The organism is Prevotella histicola (assembly GCF_055385135.1).
This window is the reverse complement of record NZ_AP043794.1, coordinates 355,630-376,165: the sequence shown is the minus strand read 5'-3', so window position 1 is coordinate 376,165 and position 20,536 is coordinate 355,630. Positions and strand designations below refer to the sequence as shown.

The following is a 20,536-nucleotide window of genomic DNA, read 5'->3' as shown; positions in this document are numbered from 1 at the left end:
TTTCACCGCTTTAACTCCTATTGTAGTAATGTAGTAAGATATAATCGGTGAAAGAAAAAGGAAAGATAAGAAATAATCATTAGTTATTCGTGTTACCGAGCAGAAATATCGGTGTTATCACGGATGCAGGTTTCTGCAATCTCTCACAGAGATACTCTCTAAATAAATGGGCTTCCGTGCTGTCCAACTGAAAAGACAGGGCGATGATGACAGGAAGCGGATAGAGCGGAGCATAACCTTTTAGTTGTTCGTTTGCATAAATATCTTCCTCACCTGCAACCCTCTCATCGAGATGTAGGTTGGAGGATTTTATTATCGTTTGAAGTCTATGGTTAAGTTTGCCCCACGTTACACCGAAGAACCTCACAAGTTCACTCTCTGTCATGGCTATCCCTCCGTTTCCCTTGCGAATGACCTGCATATTGCAGCCCCAATCAAAATAGCTACGATGATTCTCCGTGCTAGTCATTGTCCTTTGTTTATAGTTCGTATTCATGCCGTTTCTTCCATTTTACAGATTGATGTATCCAAAAGTTCAAAAGCCTCTCTCTCCATAGTTTCTTTATCTTTTGCCGATTGTTTGGCAATAAGCCTGTCCATATCCTCCGAAATCTTGTTGTCCGTTACCTGCGCATAAACTTGAGTGCTTGATATGGAAGCGTGCCCCATCATCTTGGCTATGCTCTCAATAGGTATTCCTGCGCTTAGGCTCATCGTACCGAAGGTATGCCTTGCAACATGGTACGACAATCTCTGTCTGATACCGCAAGCCTTACCCACGATGCTCAGGTTCTTGCCCATCACGCTACGGCTGCAATGAGGTTGAAAGACAAGGCTGTCGCCTTTTTCTTTCACCGTCTGCTGTTCTTCGTTTCTTGCCAGCTCTTTCCTATAATAGTTGATGATAGCTTCCGCTATGGGATGTAACGGCACGACAAACTCAACCTTTGTCTTCTGACGCTCTTTGCGTATATACATCTGTCCATCCGCTGCCGTTTGGATATGCTTGTATTTCAAATTTTCCATATCTGAGATAGCCAAGCCTGTGAAGCAGGAAAAGATGAACATCAGTCTTGCCAACTCTGCTTCCTTGTCATTCATACTTATTGCCATAAGTTTCATTACATCGCCCTTTTGCAAGAAGCGTATCTTCTTTTCATCCTTCTCATACTTGGCGTTATCAAGCGGATTGCAGCGGATAATCCTCCTGCTCACCGCACGAAACATCAGTCGGCTCAGCCAACAGAGATTGGTATTGACAGTCGATGCTTTCAGCCCACGCTTTTTCAGGAAGAAGCGGTATTCCTCGAACAAACTCTCCGTAATGGTGGCGATAGATATGTCTTGTACTCCTTTGTTTTCGATAAATTCTCGGAGATTTCTATCAGAATAGTAAAGGTTCAGATAAGTCCCTTCTGCCCTTGATTTGCCAACACTCTCCTTGACGGATTGCAGTTCTGCCTTGCTCATTGCAAGGAGCGTGGTGGGGTTAGTGGCAATGCCTTGCAAACGGTTCTTGATAAGTTCCACACTTACCACTCCTTCCCTCGTCAGTATGTCCCGATAGGTTTTTTCTATCAATTCCCTGAACTCATTGATTCTTTGGTTGGTCTTCCTATTGGTTGTCAAACCCTGTTTGGTGTTCCACTCGGAGGGATTGCACTCTTCACCTGTGCTAATGGCTGTGCTCTTTCCGTCGATGGTGATACGGCAGAGAATGGCGGTATTGCCGTCTGCCTTTGTTTTCTGTCTGTTGATATAGAATAGAGTCTTGAATGTACTTCTCATAATGATTTTAGTTTTAATATGTCTATTGCTAAAGACTCATCTGCATATCCTCCGTGAAAGAAAGGAAACGATTAAACTCCTCAAAGAGTTTTTGGGGTGTAACCTTTGCATAGCGTTCAGTCATGCTTATGTTCGAATGTCCCAGCATCTTGCTCACCGTTTCTATTGGCACTCCTTGCTCAAGCGTGATAAGCGTGGCAAAGGTGTGTCTTGCCGTATGTGTGGTAAAGGGAAACGATATGCCTGCACGAAGCCGCAGGGCTTTCAAACAGATCTGATAGTTCTTGTACTTGATACAGGGGAGTAATGTTTCCCTTCCATCGCTGTGGAGCTTCTCCATCAGCCTTATGGCTTCGGGCAGCAGTTTGATACGGCATAATACGCCTGTCTTGTGGCGGTTGAACTTCAGCCAAAGGCTACCCTCGTCGTCACGCACAAGATGGGACTTGTCCAGTTCCATCAAATCACAATAAGCAGCACCTGTATAACAGGCAAAGAGGAAAATATCCCTTGCAGTTTCCATTTCCTCCTCCAAGCCCTCAAAGTTGAGAGCCTTCAATTTGTCTAATGCTTCCTTGTCCAATGCTTTGGGCAGTCTCTTGTCGCCCTTGCTAATTTTGGCTTTGTCAAATAGAAGTACATCAGCCAATCCCTCACGGTAAGCCAACCTGCATACCGTCTTCAAATGCGTGGCTGCATTATAGAATGTGCTTTCTTGAAAACCGCACTCACCTAAGAAATACTGCCCAAACTCATAGATAAAGTTCTCTGTGAGCTGTGAGAAAGCCAAGTCTGTCACCTTGTATTTCCGTTGAATAAACTTCTGCAAATGAATTCGGGTAGAGTGATAGCCGTGTATGGCTCCTTCCTTGATGTCTATACCAACATGGCTTTCCTTCTCCTTAATGAGCATATCCAGCCTTTCAATGAGCATGCATCGTGTCTGTACGCTCCCTTGGAACAGCTCTTTCACATCGGCTGCATCAAATAGGCAACCTTTGGATAGCAGAGATTGATAAGCCGACTGAACAGACAACAGCAGATTTTCCAATTTACCGTTTATCTCCACCGCCTCACGACTCTTACCATCCATTCTGCTCTCTCGTGGATTCCACAAGTCGGGGTTGCAGGAGAGTTTACAACTGAACTGTGCAATACTCCTTCCAAGTGTAATACGCCCCATGATGGGAGCCTTGCCCGACTTGTCAAGACCGCTCTTTTTGAGGTAGAGCAACACCTTCATTTTCTCTTGTTTCATACGCTTTAATTTTTATGGGCAAAGTTACCCGAATTAAAGCGTTCCTCACTTATGCAGAAAACTGCCGACCGCAGCAACAGCCACACGAGCGAAAATAATTCAGTTACCGAACATTACTTCATCGTTACCTATCTCAAAATCAGGTAATGCTTTGGTAACTGAACTTCTGCCTAAATCTGCATATTCCTGCCCTTTTTGAAAAGAGCACTTCTACGCAAATCGTTTCGTTTCTTCCTCATTATCAGTCAGTTTACACCAACTTCGATTTTTCTTCCTTTTCAAGGATTAGTTGCATTCTAAAAGGTGCTCTTTTGCGTTGCAAAAGGGCACCTTTTGATGTGTAAAAGGGCATGTTTTGCAACGTAAAAGGGCATCTTTTACAATGCAAAAGACGCCCTTTTATTTTCTAATATGAATCTCTTTTACAATTGAATGCTTGTGTCCCATGTCTGAGAAGGGCTGACAAAGGAATCATGAAGGAGCTTCCTACTCGGGCAAGTCGTTTGGGCTCGTCAGACAAATACACGTCCTCCAGCACCCATATGATTACCCCTTAAAATACAGATAAGTGTAAAATAAATAGTAAAATGATGGAAATTTTGAGAAAAAATCTCGCAAAATGAGATAAAACCAAAAATAATTCATACCTTTGTGGCAGATAAAACAGAAAGGAAAATACTATGCTTATCAATTTCAGTTTTGGTAATTACTGTTCCTTTAGGGACACAAAGAGCCTTCGGATGGAAGCAGGACAGATCAAGGAACATTCTGATTCCATTATCGAAAGAGGTGGCTTCCGCCTCCTTCCAGTAGCCGTTCTCTATGGAGCAAACTCCAGTGGGAAGACCAATGTCATCAAGGCTTTCGGGACGTTTAAGCGTGTTCTTAATAATAATGTACGGCTAAATCCAGACGAAAGCATTGCTTATGAGCCGTTCTTGCTTGATGAAAAGTCGGCAGAAGCACCTACAACCTTTGAAATTCAGTTGCTTTTGGAGGATACTGTCTATAGATATGGATTTGAATATACGCGCAAAACGATTGAAGGGGAGTGGCTTTTTGAACGTAAGATAGCACCAGGAGCCAAGGAACACTATCTTTTCCGCAGGGAAAAGCAGGACTTTTCCATCTCTGCTACTTACTTTCCTGAAGGGAAGGGCAAGGAGTCTGCAACGACAGGAAACAGACTTTTCCTTTCACTTGTGGCACAATTGAACGGTCAGACATCGCAAAAGCTCATCAAGAACGTGAAGTGCTGTAATGTCATCTCGGGACTTGACGAGGATGGATATGGGCATGTTACGCTCAAGATGTTGGAGGAACACCTTAAGGGTCGTGATGATGCGGTGAAGCTTTTCAAGAAGCTTGATTTGGGATTTACCAATATTGAGGTGAAGGAAAGAGAGGTTCCGGAAGAGATAACGGAGCAGTTGTCGGGTTTCCCGTTTATGGTTCAAGAGCCAGTTGGTGATTATAAGGTGATGGAAGTGGTAACTACACACCATGTTTACGGTGCTGATGGGTCTGTTATTGGTCAGACAACTTTCCGTGCAAACGATAAGGAATCGAACGGAACAAACAAGATAATCAAACTGTCGGGACCTATCTTTAAGACGTTGATGGGTGGTAATGTGCTCTTTGTTGATGAACTGGATGCTAAGCTTCATCCTATGTTGACGCGTGCAATTGTGCGTTTGTTTATGGATAAGGAGACCAATCCGCATGGTGCACAGCTTGTCTTCACAACGCATGATACGCACTTACTCGATACGAAGTATCTGCGTAGGGACCAGATTTGGTTTACTGAAAAGGATGCAACGGAGGCGAGTGACCTTTATTCTTTGCTTGATTTCAAGGTGCGAAACGACCGTGATATCGAGAATGATTACATCAATGGGCGTTACGGAGCAATCCCTTTCATCCGATAAAATAGCTTTGAATAACCATGAGAAAGATGATGAAAAACCGTAAACCGCTGGTTAGTAGAGGGCGAAAACAAGGTGACAGAGCCGTCTATGCTCGCTTCTTGATAGTATGTGAAGGGACTGATACAGAGCCGAATTACTTTAGATCTTTCATCAAAGACCGATGGTCGGAAGTCAAAACAGTAGGCTCTGTTATCAAAGGATGTGGACGAGGTACGTGCCAATTGGTGGCTGAAGCTGTGAAGATGCGGGATGAATTGGAGTCTAGACGGCAAGTGAAATTCGACAGAATATGGCTTGTCTTTGATAAAGATGAGTTCAAAGACTTCACTAAAGCGATTCGAGATGCAAAGAAAGAAGGTATGAAATGTGCTTGGAGCAATGAATCTTTTGAACTCTGGTACTGCCTACATTTTCAGAATATTAGTACTGGTGTGGAACGCAAGAAGTATATCAGTATGATAGAATCGGTTGTAAGGAAGGCTTCAGAAAAGCGGACTTACAAATATGATAAGGCTTCTACTGACATTTTAAAGCATCTAAAAGAGTATGGAAATGAGGAGCAAGCTTGTGCGTGGGCACGCCAGATTCGAGGGAGATATGCCCAACGAACAGATTTCGATAAGCATAATCCACGTACGGAAGTAGACTTGTTGATTGATGAATTGAAGCATCCAGAACGGGTGTTGTAGTCTTTTTAAGGGTTGGATGGTGCTGATTGGGTTGTGAATGATATCACTTTGGGATCATGAAATATAAAGTAAGGGTTGTTCATTTGACCTTTAATTTGAAATGAGAGTTGGCAAATACAGTTGTGGAAGGTTAATGATGCTGTAATATTCATGGTGAATGAGCATTCTTAAAGGATATTGGTTGCTTTATTTTCTTAGTGGTATTCAATTCCCATCGTCACCCTCGATAACCTTAATGTGATATTGGTTGCTTTATTTTCTTAGTGGTATTCAATAGCTTTTCAGGGCATTACGGGATATAAGACTTACCCAATCGGCACAAAAAAGGCAGCAGAACGGATGTTATTCCGTGTTCTGCTGCCTTTTGTTTATGCGTTATAAATGAATCAAATGCTTAGAATTTCGCCATCTTAATAGCGTCAATAGCACATTCATCTCCCTTGTTTCCGAGTCTGCCACCGCACCTATCTTTCGCCTGTTGCAGGTCATTGGTGGTGAGAAGACCGTATATAACGGGGATATTCTGTGTGGCATTGAGGTGCGCAATACCATAAGTCACGCCCTGACAGATGTAGTCGAAGTGTGGAGTCTCGCCCCGAATGACACTTCCAAGTATGATAATGGCATCGAAACCATCGTTCTTTGTCATCTGTTGTGCACCATATACGAGCTCAAAGCTGCCCGGAACGGTTTTGATATGGATGTTTTCAGGGATGGCACCATGCTTTTCCAGTGTCTTAACAGCGCCATCGAGCAGTGCACCTGTTACCTCTGGGTTCCATTCAGCCACGACAATTCCGAAGCACATGTTGCTTGCATCCGGAACGCTTTGCTCATCGTAGTCGGATAAATGATGAAGCTCTGTAGCCATAAAGGATTAGTTTGAAGCGCGTTCTATGTACTTATCAATCTCCTGATAGATAGGAGCATTGACGTAAGTCTTCTTGATATTCTTGTAAATCTCAAGTGCTTCAGCCTTCTTTCCTTCGCTTTCGAGGAGGATACCAGCCTTCTTTAATGCCAAAGGAGCAATGCTTAAGTTGATGTTATCAGCTGCTTCTTTGTTTGCCATGTCGGCTGCTTTCTTGAAACAATCAACTGCTTTGTCATTCTGATTATTGTTAGCATAGATGTCACCGAGTGCCATCTGTGAAGCAGGACTAATCATTTCATCATCTGAAGTATTGAACTTCTCAGCATATTCCAAAGCCTTTGCCCAGTTTGGTTTAGCCTGATGTGCATAGCAGAGTGCTATGTAAAGGTTGGCAAGGTTGCCTGCATCAGTACTGCTATAGTCGCTTTGTACCTTCTGGAAACCTGGCAATGCCTGGTCATACTGCTGTGCATTGAAGAGCATTTGGCTCTTTGCCAGCTCCGTACTTGCCTCAGCTTCACGTGGAGCTGATACGTAATTCTTATAAAGAATCACACCTGCAATGACGATGATGACGGCAGCCACTGCGATAAAGATTTGCTTCTTGTACTTCAAGAAGACGGCTTCAGAATTGTTAAGGGTCTCTTCGTATGTACCCTGTTCTTTTTTGTTTGCCATTTTGATTATGATGTTTTTTATTCTATTCTATAATATAAGGTGTGCTTAATAGCGCGACAAAATTAATCAAAAAGTCGCACATATTGAAATTTATCAACGACTTTTTTCTTTTATTGGAGGGAAAAGGGGTATCTTTGCAACTATGCAATTAAAGAAACTCTCCATCATTAATTATAAGAATATACAGACGGCAACGCTTGATTTGTCGGCTAAGTTGAATTGTTTTATCGGTCATAATGGTGAAGGAAAGACGAATCTGCTGGATGCAGTGTACTATCTCTCGTTCTGTAGGAGTGCTTTCAACCCAAAGGATTCTGAGGTTATGCGCCATGATGCCGACTATTTTGTGTTGGAGGGAGACTATGTTTCGGATGCAGGAGAGAAGGAACAGGTGTACTGTGGGATGAAACGTGGTACGAAAAAGCATTTCAAACGGAACAAGAAAGAGTATAAACGACTCTCTCAACACATTGGTCTTGTACCGTTGATCTTCGTCTCTCCAGCCGATGCAACCCTCATTGAAGGGGGCAGTGAGGAGCGAAGAAGACTGATGGACGTGGTCATCTCGCAGTATGATAACCTATATATGGATGCGCTGACACGCTATAACAAGGCGTTACAGCAGCGTAACAGTATGCTGAAACAGGAGGATGAACCCGACGGGACACTGTTGGAACTGCTTGAAATGCAGATGGCTGAACATGGAGAGACACTCTATCAGAAGCGCGCAGCCTTTGTTGAAGAACTCACACCAGTGTTTCAGCGTATCTATCAGACCATCTCTGGCGACCGTGAACAGGTGACATTAGAGTATGTTTCACACTGTCAGCGTGGTCCGTTGTTGGATGTTATCCAGCGGGATCGTGCCAAAGACCGTATCATGGGCTACTCTCTTCATGGCATTCACAAGGACGATTTGGTGATGAAACTGGGTGGTTACCCAATGAAAAGAGAGGGAAGTCAGGGTCAGAACAAGACATATGTGCTGGCATTGAAGCTCGCTCAGTTTGATTTTCTGCGTCGTACGGCAGGTAATAATACCCCTTTGCTGCTCTTGGATGATATCTTTGACAAGTTAGACTGTAGTAGAGTGGAGCAGATCGTACGTCTTGTGTCGGGCGATGACTTTGGTCAGATCTTCATAACCGACACCAATCGTGACCATTTAGATAAGATTCTGCAGGGCAGTGGGTTCAGTTATAAGCTCTTCTCAGTTGAGAATGGCGAGATAAACGAGCGGGAGGACAAGCATGTTTAGGCGGAAAGTGCAACCTTTGGATGCTGTTCTCAACAGCTTTCTGCGACAGGAGGGATTGGAAACGCCGCTCCTCCAGAAGCGATTGGTTGATGCTTGGGACACTGTGGCAGGGCAGACTGTGGCACGATATACGCAGGAGAAGTTCATAAGAAACCAGACTTTATTCGTGAAAATCATCAATCCTGCCTTGCGTGCCGACCTTAGTATGATGCAGACGGAGCTCATCAAGAAGCTCAATGCAGCCGTTGGATCAATGATTATCACAGAGATCAGATTCTATTAAAAGACGTTTCGTTGTCAATTTATTTCCCATTCGCTTTTCAATCTACGCCCTTTTGCATTGTAAAAGACGCCCTTTTACGGTGTAAAACATGCCCTTTTGCATGGTAAAAGGTGCCCTTTTGAACTGTAAAACATGCCCTTTTACAAGCCTCTTTGTAACCCTTTGTGTTTGAATTGGTTACAAAGACGATTTTCATGTGATATCTCCTTATTTCGCTTTTACTACCTCTTCTTTTTTGTAATACTATTTCTCAGTTAGTAAACCATAGAGAAAGACGTTGTTTTCCTTCGTATATTCTCTTGTCAGCGCATGGTGGGACGTATGTGTTTGTTGCTCTGGTGAGAGATAGAAAGTGCATGATGATGCCAGCAAGTGGCGATGACCCTATGTGTTTTCCTTGTCTATCAAAGCGTGAATAAGTCTGTTACGTATCTTGTCCATTCATCCTTTCGCATCTGTTTTCATGAGGTCTTAAACGTTTGAAAATCCCTTGCTGCAGGGCATTCTCCTGCTATAAAGTGGGTTATAGTTACCCCATTGAGAACCGAAAACGTTGTGTTTAAGAGTATTGATACATATCAAAAAATGCTAAATAACTGATTTTTTATGCGTAAAAGTTTTGTTGTGTGCGCAAACAGTTGTACCTTTGCATCGTCAAAAGACAAATAAAAAGATTGTTTAGGTTAGTAGTAATAGATTTAGGTTTTTAGTTATTAAGTTTAAGGTAGAACAAAAGAGATTGTTCAGATAACATTAAATAGGTTTAGTTAAGGTAATAAGTAAGATTGGTTTTAAGGATAACAATGATGCAAGATGATTGGGGAACGCCGTGAGGCGCGAACCAAAAGTCAAGCATAGAACAAGACTTTTCAAGTCAATAAAAATAAGTAAAGAGCGCGATAGGAATCCTATCGCGCTCTCTTTGTTTGTTGAAATGTTCTTAGAACTGGGTGCTGATGTCTCTCAACAGCCCCATGATCGTACTGATTCTGAGTTGATTACACACGCCATAAACGAACAGTCCACCCAGCATAGCACCTACTGCCATGCGCAGGATGAAGGGTTTTAACTCCAAATCTTTCTTATTTTTGATAGCCAGATATATGTTTTTCGCGAAGAAAAACACTACATAAGCGATGCACCCATATAGAAACAGTGCACTTGCTATTAGGAAAATCTCCAGTATTATCTTCATATTTTTGATGGCTTTTGTGCTTTGAAAGCTTACGGTTTGTTCATGTTTTCGTAAGTATCGTGCATGGTGATGATAGCATGAAAGCGCAAAGTTAAGTAAAATAGTTTATATTGTCAAGTGATTCCGCTTGCAAACGGAAGTATTTTTGTGTATCTGTTTCCAATCTTTCTGCCCCTGTGTGCACTGCTTTTTACGGTTCTAAAACCATGAATAATCAAAAAAATAACGTACTTTTGTAGTCCTTTCCCACCTTATTATATATATAAGCGTTGAGGAATGAACCATTAAACGACATTAAAAACAAGCAATATGACAGAAGAGACACACGAGAAACTCAAGGAGATAAAGCAGTCTTTCCGCCTGTTAATGAATGGTGTGGCATCCCATTCCATGCGACAGAAGGGTGTTGAATATAAGATAAACTGGGGTGTTCCCGTACCCGAACTGCAGCAGATGGCAGTAGAATACGGGAAAGATTACGACCTTGCCATTGAACTTTGGAAGGAAGATATACGTGAATGTCAGGTGTTGGCAACGCTGATTATGCCTGCTGAACGGATGGATAACGACCTGGTTGATGTGTGGATGGAGCGTGTTCGGACGCAGGAGATGGCTGAACTGCTGGCTTTCCATCTGTTGCAACACCTCCGTTTTGCACCCTCTCTGGCATATCAGTGGATTGCTTCGGATAAGGATATGTATCAGCTTTGTGGCTATCAGTTGCTTGCTCGACTGTTTGCTCAGGGTCTTGAACCTAACGAACGAGGCATCAATGAGTTCCTTGATCAGGCTCATGTGACGCTGCAAGGGGATAACCTGCCGCTGAAACATGCTGCATATAACTGTGTGTTGAGCTTCTGTGAACTTGGTGAAGAGCTTGAGACAGTAGCGAAAAGAGCGTTGAAGGACCTTGATCTTCTATAGACAGAATGACAAAAGGACGTATTTCTTAATGCCATATTTTAAAGACAGAATGACATAAAGACATATTTCTTAATGACATATATAAGGACATAAGGTTGGATTCTTTGAAGACAGAATGACAAAAGGACATGTTTCTTAATGACATATATAAGGACATAAGGTTGGAATCTTTGAAGACAGAATGACATAAGGACATATTTCTTAATGACATACATAAAGACATAAGGTTAGATTCTTTAAAGACAGAATGCCATAAGGACATATTTCTTAATGACATATATAAGGACATAAGGTTGGATTCTTGGAAGACAGAATGACATAAGGACGTGTTTTTCAATGATATACATAAGGGAATGAGATAAAGAAAAGCCGCTACATCTTGCGATGTAACGGCTTATTTCTTTTTATTTGTAAGCTACTGAAGAACGATTCAAGTAGCTTTCTTGTTGAATTTTCTTTTGTTTTAGACAACTCTATTCGCCCAAATCAATCTGCTTAGCAATGATTAAAGCCTCTGCAAGAGTTGCTGCAACAATGGTTACAATACCTAATGTTAACATAATCTTTTCCTTTCTTCTTTGTGCGGAACCCCTTTGGTTCTGCGGTTATTAATCTTTTTACCCTAATTTTACAGGTGCAAAGTTACTACCAAAGTACCTTATTTGCAAGAAAATCAGTAGGTTATCTCTTGTTTTATGCATCTTTTTGACGTGCGTCAAACCCGTTGATATGCATCAATAAAATCGTATAAGCTTATATTTTCAGGGTATATTTCTACGGCTTTTATGCACGAAACCTCGTATCTTTGCAATCGTTTAGGTATTTAAGGTAACAAGATTATTGTATGGATAGACTAATCACAATGAACAAGGAATACGATAGCACTGTCGATGCTCGTTTCCTTCAGATTCAAAAAGCTCGTCGTGAGGCACTTGCCCGTAAGGCGAAGAAGAACTAATTTAAATCACTTTAATAAATAAAGAGGAGTATCCTGGTGGGTACTCCTCTTTATTTTTATTTGCTAAAAGATTAGAAGTCATCATCATCACCAACCTCATCAGCTTGTATGTCCAGCTCTTCTGGGTTGGTATCGAAGGTAGTACGATAACTCTCCTCGGTCAGTTCGTCCTCGTCAAAGTCCTCGTCATCTTCGTCATTACGCTTCTTCTCGTCCTCATCCTCTGGCAGATCCTCATCGTCATCATCAAGAAGATCATCTTCTTTCGATAGCTCTTCAGGTGTTGGGAACTTCGTACGAGTCACTACATCCATTGGTTTCTCCTTGGCAAAGATAGCCTCGGTCCATGCTCCTTTTGATATCTCGAGCACCTCATAGCCGTCAGCCACCTTCTTATCATACAACCCACCTGGCTTCTTCAGTCGTGCTGTAGGTAGGGTAGTGGTACTTACGTCGAACCCACTGAGGATAATGTCCTGCACACTCTGTGGCAGACTTTCCCATCCACCACCGAAGTTACGTTCCAGAACTTCAATGAGTTTATGTGCTGAGACGTGATGAATGTTCTCCCATGTAAGGTCGGTCACACGTAGGATAGGCTTCTTCTTCAATGCCCATTTCACCTTTGTGCCCTCATCCAGACGTATCTCACCCACCTGGCAACCACGTGCTTCATACTTCTTTATGACCTCGGGTCTGTTCACTTTCACCTCCTCTATGGTGAAAGCACTTTTAATAACGTCTATGTAATGACGCTCGTTATCCCTCAAATCTGCGTCACGTTCGGCTTGTGCCCATAGGCGGAAGACATCGTTTTCCTGAATGTCCCAAACGTTACTTTTTGTTAGATTCTTCAACGATAGTGTTTGTCCTTGTCGCTTCATATATATCTTTTCCTTTCAAATTGCTTTCTTTGGTATATCTGCATGCAGTGTCCTGCTTCAGATGTGGTGCAAAAGTATATACTAAAACCTAAACTTCCAAACTTTTTTGATAAAAAGTTGAGGAGAGAGTGGGTAGGATTCGTAAGGTTCATACCATTATTTTTAGGTGATAACGCTTTTCCTTGTCTCCTTGTAAACACGTCAATTCCATTTTCATCTACTGATAGGAAGCGGAAAAGAAGGGCTACTTTTCCCCTAATATAGTTTTCATTTTAGTTGCTGTCATTTTAACATTTGGCGTTAGATAGTTTATATTCAGTTCGTTATCTGTGCTTCTTCCGTGACAGAAGTGACAGCAACTTTGATAATTAAGTGTATGAGAGGATAATGCGGCAAATGGCAAAGTGCAGAACCATTGGCGCTGAACCCGATGAAGAAGCACGCAGCCTGTCGTGCTTTTTGTCAGGAAAAAAGATTGAGGACGTGCGCTGTTAGCGATAAGAACAATGGTTGTTGGGTTGCCTTTTCATAAAAAAGAAGATCCTGACTCCACTCACGTGGAATCAGGACTAGCTGTTAGCGCCCAACATTATATCTTAGCTTTGTGCTGTGTTGGGTCGAATCTTGTTATCCTTTCTTTTACCTATAAGTGACTAAGCCATATGTTTTTGCCCCAAGTTTGTATTAATATGTCATAGTAATAACGCTGTTAATACAGCTATAAGTTGTATATTTTCTTTGTTTATTGCAGGCTTGTTCTTTTAAATTTGGATTTAGTTTTATCCTCATTTATTATGATTTTATCCAATGAGGAAGTGGTTTTGTCTAAATTCTTTCGTCCGTTAACGGTTGCAAAGATAAGCAACTGAATTGATAACTCCAAATATTTTTCAAGAAAAAAGAAATATATTTTCTTTCTTCCTATAGCTCTCTTAGCTAATTATATGACAATAAAAAAAGTATCTGTAATGCCCTTTCGAGCAATTACAGATACTAATCTTATATAGAAGATTCTAATGTTGGCTTATTAATTTATTAATCAGCGTATGGAGTTGTCTTCCATAAACGAACAGGAGCCTTCATAATGAGACCTTCAACAAATCGTGAGTCATTTACATAAGACTTCTTATGATCCTGTTCTAATGGCGTACGTGTGTAAAGATAACAGTTGAAGAATCCACTTACATCATCGGCAACAACTGAATATCTAAATGTTACAGACAACTTTGGTGCTTGGTGGGCATTATCTTGCATTGCACCACCACTAGGAGCTTGAGTTGCATAACGTCCACCAACTGGTGCATCATCTGGTGTCCAATATTGTGCACACTTACCAACAGTGTTAGTATTAAAGTACCACCATGTTTGTCCTTCTTTTGAACCAGCAGGTTTTGAGGGATCTAGAGTTGCTGCAACATCATATATACCTGTATAAGGAACAATACGTTCTACATCATTTGGATATGTACCAGTAATTGGTGCTGCCCAGAAGTCTTCATTTGCTATATCGTCCATATCAAGTACAAAGCGTGGACCAAGATAACGCTGTTTAAGAATTGCATTACCATTCTTGTCTTCCCAGCGCATAACATAACGATAGTCATTCTTATCAATCCATGGTGCTGATTCGAAAGCACCAGAACTTGCTCTTGTTAAAGGATTCTTGGCATAACCTTGGTAAGCTTGTCCTTCAACAGTGCTGCTTATATAGTCTGGTTGCTTTGACAAACCAATCATATAAGCTATTAGATTTCCTTGGCTATCTCTTACACCCTTAGAGTAAGAATGGAAAACAAGTTTCGTTTCATTCCAACCTGGTAGTCTTGCTGGTGATACTATACCCATAGAGCAGTTATATGTAGTTCCATTATTACGGAATCCAGAGAATCCATAGAACTGTGGAAGAATACTACGCCAATATTCATGGTGTGCAAACATATAACCAGCAGGAACCTTTGCAGAGTTATTAACGTTACTCTCTATCTCACTGTATGAATATGTCTCTGTATGTGCAGCATCTTGGGTAGCGGCATTTGACAGTTCTGCTTCTGTACCAAAGTTGCTATGCTTAGCAATATAGCTCAATGGAGGGAAGTTGTATACAACACTGCCCTTAGCTGGATAGTTTCTACCTGACACATAGTCAGCACGTGTACCATAAGCTGGTATCATATTGATAGATGTTGGTACAACCTTGTTTCCTGCACTTGTCTCTGTAGGTATTGCCATCAACATGAACTGTGTTTTAGAGATTTGTTTTGTCTCAACAGGACTACCAACTCCTTCTTGTTTATTGTATATATTCACAGTCTGCTGCTTAGGAGCCATCCATACATATACATAACCTGTAGCAGAACTACCATTTGCAAGTGTTACGAAGTCATTAAACTTATAATCGTAATAGCTAAGGTCATTGTGCATGCTAAACTTATTTGTTGAAGCCAAGCTTGTTATCTTAGCATCAGTAGTAGCACGCTGAGTGAAATTAAATGCCTTGAATACCTTTTTATAATCATTTGATGTTGCATCATTGAGGACGCCATCTTGTGTATCAGCAAGGTCTGAAGTTGCGACATTATCAAATGAGCTTAGGTCGAACTGACCAACGAGAATGTTACTTGTGATGATACGAACACCATCATATTTGATGCCGAAACCAGTATTGTTAGTAACCTTCAAACGTACGATAGAACCAAACTGCTTGAACTTAACAGCGTGGTTAGTCTTGATGGTTTTCTTTGCTTGGTTCGTTTCCAACTTACGCCAACCAAAGATATAAGGAATGTCTGCACCAAATGTTGTCTTGTTGCCAGAGTTATCTTTTGGTGTATAACCATCAACGAAGCCATCGAACTTAACGTTGCTGTTGGTGTTGTCCAAGTCACCACCTAAGATACCACATACATACCATGTACCTTGGCTAAGGTTAGTACCGCTTTTCATCTCGAAAGTCTCACTTGGTTCCAATGTCAACTTACCACCCTGTGTATAAGTCCACATTGTCTTCACCTTTGTTACAGGCTGCCCTGAGGCATCACTTTTGAATATAAGCACAACAGGAACTTTTGTACCTGTAGCAAGCTCTTGTGCACTTGCTCCAACACCATTGTAAAGACCTTTAGCGGTTGGGAAACCATCGTTGTCCTCTACTTCATAGCCAATAGCACGACTGTTAGGTGTTGCTGCAGCAGCATCGCTCTGCATTTCACCCTCCATAGTCATAGAAACCTTTACACCAGGTCCATCGTTATTAGTCGCATTTGTCTCTGCAACATCTTGGTCAGCACAACCTGCGAGTACCAATGTACAGAAAGCAATACATGAATAAAGTAATTTCTTCATTTGTTTTCTTAATACTTAATTATGTGCTGGGATATCTTTTTATCCCATAACGTTTAAAAATAGTCTTTTAATCTTAGAAAGCTGTTGGGTTAGATTCCTCAGGATCGTCTGCGTCTTCACCAGACTCAATAGTTCCATGTAGGTTACTTGCAGCATGGAAACCTCCCTCCATGAGCTCCTCTGTATAGAGACTTAATACCTCTGATACAGGCTTTACATAATCTTTTTTCATCATTTCTTGTGGATTTTAATATTTGTTTTTTTTTATTTTGGGAATCGTTCTTTTAGGTTAATGGTGCAATGTTTACAGTGGCTTGTGTAAAGAATGCACATTAAAAATAGGCGGTCCATCTCACCGATGAAACCGTACTATAATCCCGAATGCGGGTGCAAAGGTAATGAAAATTATACAAACAAACAAATTTTTTTGTTAAATAGTAAAAAAATACCTATACAATGGTCTGATATTTGTAGGTTTCTATGCTCACGAAGAAGGAATTTGTGCAGATTTGACAATAATCTTACAAAATGTGAAAGACTCATGTCTGCAAAATGAACCGAAACCGTTGAAAACCGCCTTTGTAACCTATTCAGATACAAAGGGTTACAAAGAGGCTTGTAAAAGGGCATCTTTTGCACTTCAAAAGGGCATCTTTTACCGTGTAAAAGGGCATGTTTTACAATGCAAAAGGGCGTCTTTTACAATGCAAAAGAGCACCTATTGAAAACCCTACTACCAATTCTTTTTACATTTACTGTTCTCCTGCGTCTGGCGGACGGTGGTCAATGCTGGTTTTATAGCAGGCAGAGAGCGGCAAGCAAAAGCAGTAGACGAAACGGCAAACGTAATAGATTGTTCAGCAGACCAGCGACAGCAAATAACTCATAAATACTGTTTATTCCCAATATTTTCCTATCTTTGCATCTGGATTATAGAACACATTAAACGTAAGAGAAAGGCAAGTGAAGTTCGCAATCATAGCTGCAGGCGACGGTTCACGCCTGCGTGCGGAGGGTGTGGAAGCCCCGAAACCATTGGTGAAGGTGGGCGGTGAGTGTCTCATCGACCGTCTGTTGCGCATCTTCCTGGCAAACCATGCCACGGAGATTGTCGTCATCTGCAACGAGCACATGACCGATGTGGCACGCCATCTGGTGGACATTCAGAACGAAGGACTATCAGGTCAGCCCGTGCCCCTGCGTTTCGTCATTCAGTCGACACCCAGTTCCATGCACAGTTTCCACGTGTTAAGCCAGTATCTTCGGGACGAACCCTTTGTGCTGACCACCGTTGACACCATCTTTGATGAGCATGAATTTGCCCGTTACGTCCGCACGTTCAGTGGCAAGACAGCCGAGGGGATGGATGCACTGATGGGTGTAACGGATTACATTGACGACGAGAAACCCCTCTATGTGGGCGTTGACGAGCAGATGAAAGTCACGGGATATTACGACACACCACAGGCGGACAGTCGGTACATCTCAGCCGGCATCTACGGGTTAACACCCCGTACGCTCGCCGTTCTGGATGCTTGTATAGCACGGGGAGAGCGCCGCATGCGCAATTTCCAGCGTGCTTTGGTGGCAGAAGGGCTGCAGGTTGAAGCCTATCCGCTCACCCATGTGTTCGACATTGACCATGCCTCCGACATCCGAAAGGCTGAATCACGGTGCTGTCGGTGCCTGTTGATACAACGCGCACGGTGCTTTTCGCCCCATTCCGTGGACAAAGACTTAGCCGTTCTGCAGGCATTGAGCCGACAGTTAGGTGGTGCACCGATTGTCAGTGAGGAAGAGATAACGGCAGGTTATCAGCTTCCTGCATCGATAAAGACGGTCTATTCCATGGCACGCAGTGAGGCAGCGTTAAGCTGGTTGTCAACCCTTGAGGCTGCTGGTGTGACGGTTATCAACCCCACAGCAGGTGTCAGAGCCTGCCAAAGGAGCAATATAAATAAGGTGATGCAGATGCATCATCTCCCACTTCCACCCGATGCGGGAGCCGATGGCTACTGGGTGAAACGTGGCGACGGTGCTGCACAGAGTAAGGAGGATGTTCGTTTCTGCAAGGATGAAGAAGCATTAGCACAGGCAAAGACCGACCTTCGGCAGCGAGGTGTTACCGATATCGTCGTCCAGGCACATGTGACAGGCGACCTTGTGAAGTTCTATGGTGTGGAAGGAGCCGACTTTTTCCGTCGTTATTATCCTACGGACGACGGCGAAACGAAGTTCGGTGACGAAGCCCTCAACGGCACAGCACAGCATTATCCCTTCTCCATGGAACGGTTAAAGCAGGACGCTGAACACCTCTCCCGTCTGCTTCAAACGCCCGTTTATGGGGGTGATGCCATCGTCAAGAGCAATGGCACGTATGTCATCATCGACTTTAACGACTGGCCCAGCTTCTCAAGATGTAGGGAAGAGATGGTGATGTGCTTGGGAGAGGACGGTATAAGGAAAAGCCGTCCCAAGTCCTTTTAAGAAGAAAGGATGTACGGATAGGAGAACGGAAGGCGGCTGCAGACTACTCGTAACCCCATCTGTTAAAGGCAATTTATATAGCTCTCCATCCCCAAAACAAAACCCTATGGAGGATAAAAGACACATCTTCAACCCTTAAAACATAAGGGCATACGCCGAGTAAGACAATGACAAAAGATACAAATAAACCATCATCAACAGAGCATCTCACTCCCCTCTCCACGCAGAGAGAGGAGAAGAGCGAGACAGGAAGTGACTATAAGGTAGACTCCCTCTCCTCTTTCCGCACCCTTCTCCATGCCTCTTTCAAGTCGGAAGATACGGAAGAGTGGTTGGATGTGTACTTCACACGTCCCATCGGACTGGCTTTTGCCCTGTTATGGCGCCGCCTTGGTGTCACTCCGAATGCCGTAACGATACTCTCCATCTTCCTTGGTGTGGGGGCAGGAGTGATGTTTTACTTCACCGATACCCTACATAATATAATAGGTATCATCCTCCTGATGCTGGCAAACTTCTGTGATTCCACCGACGGACAGCTTGCCCGACTCACCAATCAACGCTCCATGAAGGGACGTTGTCTGGATGGTTTCGCCGGTGATGTGTGGTTCGTTGCCATCTATCTTGCCATCGTTCTGCGTATATGGCACCAACCCATACCCGGTACATCGATGTCCTGGGGACTGTGGGGACTGGCATTAGCAGCCCTGGCAGGCTTCCTTTCCCATTCTCCACAATGCTCCTTGAGCGACTATTACAGGCAGATTCACCTCTATTTTCTCAAAGGAAGAGCAGGGTCGGAGTTGGACTCTTACGAGAAAGAACACGCCATTGTGGAAAGCTTGAAAGGGAAGAAAGACGTCTTTTGGGACCGTGCTTTCCACTTCAATTACCAGCATTACTGCAAGAGTCAGGAGCATCGCACGCCCGACTTCCAACGTTTTCACAAAGCATTGTTAGCCCGATATGGGAGCATTGAACAGGTGCCACAGGACCTCAAAGACCGCTTCCTTGCCGGGAGCAGACCCTTGATGCCCTTCACCAATCTGCTGACTTTCAATTGCAGAGGTATCCTTGTCTATGTCACTTGTCTGCTGAATTGTCCGTGGGTGTACCTCCTTGTGGAAGTAACCCTGCTCAATCTGGCTTACGTTTACATGCATAAGAAGCACGAAGCACTCTGTCGGGAGGAACTCAACAGGCTTCTTTTCAATTCTGAAAAAGGGGCAACGGACAGGGAGAAGAGCGTGGCTTACCTCTTCGACTTTGGTGGAACACTCGACACAGGAGGCTGCCATTGGGGGAAAATGCTGTGGCATGGGTATGAAAGACAAGCCATCCCTGTTAGTGAAGCACAGTTCCGTGAAGCCTATGTATATGCCGAAAGGACATTAGGAAAGCAATCCATCATAAAGAAAGAATATACCTTCCGACAGATGTTAGAGGCAAAACTGCAGATAGAATTTGATTATCTGTCTGCACAAGGATGGTTGAATGTGGATGCAGAAACGGCAAGAAAGATGCAAACGCGCCTGTTGGCAGACCTATATAATAAGGTGAAAACAACCATAGAAGCAAACAAACATGTGCTTCAACAGCTCAAACAGCAGCACAGATTAGGTTTAGTCACCAACTTTTATGGCAACATGTCTGTCGTATTAAAGGAGTTCGGATTGTCCAATCTTTTCCAAACTGTGACCGAGAGTGCCGTCGTTGGTGTCCGGAAACCCGACCCTGACATCTTCCAACGGGCTGCAGAGACGTTGGGCGTGAGCCCCAGTGATGCGGTAGTTGTGGGAGACAGCTATACAAAGGACATCCTTCCGGCACACAGCATAGGCTGTCAGACCGTATGGATAAAAGGAGAAGGATGGACAGATGACGAACCATCCGACTGCATAGCAGACGTTATCATCCATGATTTGTCCGAATTATTGGTTGTGAAAGATAAATTAAAAGAAAGAATAAGCGGCTGAAAAGCAATATAATA

At 43.0% G+C, this 20,536-nt stretch carries 16 protein-coding genes; 7 read left to right on the top strand and 9 right to left on the bottom strand.

The features are described from left to right. Positions 1-79 precede the first annotated feature (79 nt). From ACZ48L_RS10325 to ACZ48L_RS10315, 3 genes are read right to left on the bottom strand one after another with little or no spacing between them, the layout of a single operon-like run. Positions 80-496, bottom strand: coding sequence for a hypothetical protein (locus ACZ48L_RS10325; RefSeq protein WP_025792181.1), 417 nt, complete (start codon positions 494-496; stop codon positions 80-82). Then, positions 493-1,788 (bottom strand): tyrosine-type recombinase/integrase, encoded by a 1,296-nt coding sequence (locus ACZ48L_RS10320; protein ID WP_315090018.1) that lies wholly within the window; start codon positions 1,786-1,788, stop codon positions 493-495. Before ACZ48L_RS10320 ends, ACZ48L_RS10325 begins: the two co-directional genes overlap by 4 nt. A gap of 28 nt (positions 1,789-1,816) precedes the next feature. Beyond that, positions 1,817-3,046, bottom strand: a complete 1,230-nt coding sequence (locus ACZ48L_RS10315) for a site-specific integrase (RefSeq protein WP_025792183.1) — start codon at positions 3,044-3,046, stop codon at positions 1,817-1,819. Between the two features lie 680 nt (positions 3,047-3,726). On the opposite strand from ACZ48L_RS10315, the gene ACZ48L_RS10310 reads away from it, so the two are divergent. Next, the gene (locus tag ACZ48L_RS10310) at positions 3,727-4,974 is read left to right on the top strand and encodes an AAA family ATPase (protein WP_025792185.1); all 1,248 of its coding nucleotides are present in this window, start codon (positions 3,727-3,729) and stop codon (positions 4,972-4,974) included. Between the two features lie 26 nt (positions 4,975-5,000). Next, complete coding sequence (locus ACZ48L_RS10305; protein ID WP_242401733.1) at positions 5,001-5,663, top strand: RloB family protein; 663 nt, start codon at positions 5,001-5,003, stop codon at positions 5,661-5,663. Positions 5,664-6,057: 394 nt separating this feature from the next. Here ACZ48L_RS10305 and ribH read toward each other — a convergent pair whose 3' ends face one another. Further along, positions 6,058-6,534 carry a 6,7-dimethyl-8-ribityllumazine synthase gene (gene ribH / locus ACZ48L_RS10300; RefSeq protein WP_008823874.1) on the bottom strand — a complete coding sequence of 159 codons (477 nt, stop codon included), beginning with the start codon at positions 6,532-6,534 and terminating at the stop codon, positions 6,058-6,060. 6 nt (positions 6,535-6,540) lie between these two features. Then, positions 6,541-7,215, bottom strand: a complete 675-nt coding sequence (locus ACZ48L_RS10295) for a tetratricopeptide repeat protein (RefSeq protein WP_008823875.1) — start codon at positions 7,213-7,215, stop codon at positions 6,541-6,543. 142 nt (positions 7,216-7,357) lie between these two features. On the opposite strand from ACZ48L_RS10295, the gene recF reads away from it, so the two are divergent. Next, positions 7,358-8,473, top strand: coding sequence for a DNA replication/repair protein RecF (gene recF, locus ACZ48L_RS10290; RefSeq protein WP_025792191.1), 1,116 nt, complete (start codon positions 7,358-7,360; stop codon positions 8,471-8,473). Beyond that, the gene (locus ACZ48L_RS10285; RefSeq protein ID WP_036868157.1) at positions 8,466-8,756 is read left to right on the top strand and encodes a DciA family protein; all 291 of its coding nucleotides are present in this window, start codon (positions 8,466-8,468) and stop codon (positions 8,754-8,756) included. The genes recF and ACZ48L_RS10285 overlap by 8 nt, the downstream gene beginning before the upstream one ends. A 940-nt stretch (positions 8,757-9,696) precedes the next feature. Here the strand turns inward: ACZ48L_RS10285 and ACZ48L_RS10280 are convergent. Then, positions 9,697-9,951 carry a hypothetical protein gene (locus tag ACZ48L_RS10280; RefSeq protein ID WP_008823880.1) on the bottom strand — a complete coding sequence of 85 codons (255 nt, stop codon included), beginning with the start codon at positions 9,949-9,951 and terminating at the stop codon, positions 9,697-9,699. Between the two features lie 309 nt (positions 9,952-10,260). Here ACZ48L_RS10280 and ACZ48L_RS10275 point away from each other — a divergent pair, with 309 nt between their 5' ends. Further along, a complete protein-coding gene (locus ACZ48L_RS10275) occupies positions 10,261-10,875 on the top strand; it encodes a DNA alkylation repair protein (protein ID WP_025792192.1) in 615 nt (204 codons plus the stop codon). A 1,029-nt stretch (positions 10,876-11,904) separates the two neighbouring features. On the opposite strand, the gene ACZ48L_RS10270 is transcribed toward ACZ48L_RS10275, so the two are convergent. The 3 genes from ACZ48L_RS10270 to ACZ48L_RS10260 all read right to left on the bottom strand — a co-directional run bounded on the left by ACZ48L_RS10270 (position 11,905) and on the right by ACZ48L_RS10260 (position 16,294). Continuing rightward, positions 11,905-12,717, bottom strand: coding sequence for a hypothetical protein (locus ACZ48L_RS10270; protein WP_025792193.1), 813 nt, complete (start codon positions 12,715-12,717; stop codon positions 11,905-11,907). 1,035 nt (positions 12,718-13,752) lie between these two features. Next, positions 13,753-16,059 (bottom strand): hypothetical protein, encoded by a 2,307-nt coding sequence (locus tag ACZ48L_RS10265; protein WP_025792197.1) that lies wholly within the window; start codon positions 16,057-16,059, stop codon positions 13,753-13,755. Between the two features lie 73 nt (positions 16,060-16,132). Next, positions 16,133-16,294, bottom strand: coding sequence for a hypothetical protein (locus ACZ48L_RS10260; RefSeq protein ID WP_199897301.1), 162 nt, complete (start codon positions 16,292-16,294; stop codon positions 16,133-16,135). Between the two features lie 728 nt (positions 16,295-17,022). Between ACZ48L_RS10260 and ACZ48L_RS10255 the strand changes: the two genes are divergently transcribed. Both ACZ48L_RS10255 and ACZ48L_RS10250 read left to right on the top strand, forming a co-directional pair. Beyond that, positions 17,023-18,546 (top strand): sugar phosphate nucleotidyltransferase, encoded by a 1,524-nt coding sequence (locus ACZ48L_RS10255; RefSeq protein WP_464722077.1) that lies wholly within the window; start codon positions 17,023-17,025, stop codon positions 18,544-18,546. Between the two features lie 167 nt (positions 18,547-18,713). Further along, positions 18,714-20,522, top strand: coding sequence for an HAD-IA family hydrolase (locus ACZ48L_RS10250; protein ID WP_455099187.1), 1,809 nt, complete (start codon positions 18,714-18,716; stop codon positions 20,520-20,522). Positions 20,523-20,536 lie beyond the last annotated feature (14 nt).

Coding starts and splice junctions, on each gene's coding strand:
- ACZ48L_RS10285 (WP_036868157.1), top strand. CDS start 8,466: ATGTTTAGGCGGAAAGTGCAACCTTTGGATGCTGTTCTCAACAGCTTT.
- ACZ48L_RS10310 (WP_025792185.1), top strand. CDS start 3,727: ATGCTTATCAATTTCAGTTTTGGTAATTACTGTTCCTTTAGGGACACA.
- ACZ48L_RS10250 (WP_455099187.1), top strand. CDS start 18,714: ATGACAAAAGATACAAATAAACCATCATCAACAGAGCATCTCACTCCC.
- ACZ48L_RS10295 (WP_008823875.1), bottom strand. CDS start 7,215: ATGGCAAACAAAAAAGAACAGGGTACATACGAAGAGACCCTTAACAAT.
- ACZ48L_RS10280 (WP_008823880.1), bottom strand. CDS start 9,951: ATGAAGATAATACTGGAGATTTTCCTAATAGCAAGTGCACTGTTTCTA.
- ACZ48L_RS10320 (WP_315090018.1), bottom strand. CDS start 1,788: ATGAGAAGTACATTCAAGACTCTATTCTATATCAACAGACAGAAAACA.
- ACZ48L_RS10265 (WP_025792197.1), bottom strand. CDS start 16,059: ATGAAGAAATTACTTTATTCATGTATTGCTTTCTGTACATTGGTACTC.
- ACZ48L_RS10325 (WP_025792181.1), bottom strand. CDS start 496: ATGAATACGAACTATAAACAAAGGACAATGACTAGCACGGAGAATCAT.
- ACZ48L_RS10315 (WP_025792183.1), bottom strand. CDS start 3,046: ATGAAACAAGAGAAAATGAAGGTGTTGCTCTACCTCAAAAAGAGCGGT.
- ACZ48L_RS10275 (WP_025792192.1), top strand. CDS start 10,261: ATGACAGAAGAGACACACGAGAAACTCAAGGAGATAAAGCAGTCTTTC.
- ACZ48L_RS10270 (WP_025792193.1), bottom strand. CDS start 12,717: ATGAAGCGACAAGGACAAACACTATCGTTGAAGAATCTAACAAAAAGT.
- ACZ48L_RS10260 (WP_199897301.1), bottom strand. CDS start 16,294: ATGATGAAAAAAGATTATGTAAAGCCTGTATCAGAGGTATTAAGTCTC.
- ACZ48L_RS10305 (WP_242401733.1), top strand. CDS start 5,001: ATGATGAAAAACCGTAAACCGCTGGTTAGTAGAGGGCGAAAACAAGGT.
- ribH (WP_008823874.1), bottom strand. CDS start 6,534: ATGGCTACAGAGCTTCATCATTTATCCGACTACGATGAGCAAAGCGTT.
- recF (WP_025792191.1), top strand. CDS start 7,358: ATGCAATTAAAGAAACTCTCCATCATTAATTATAAGAATATACAGACG.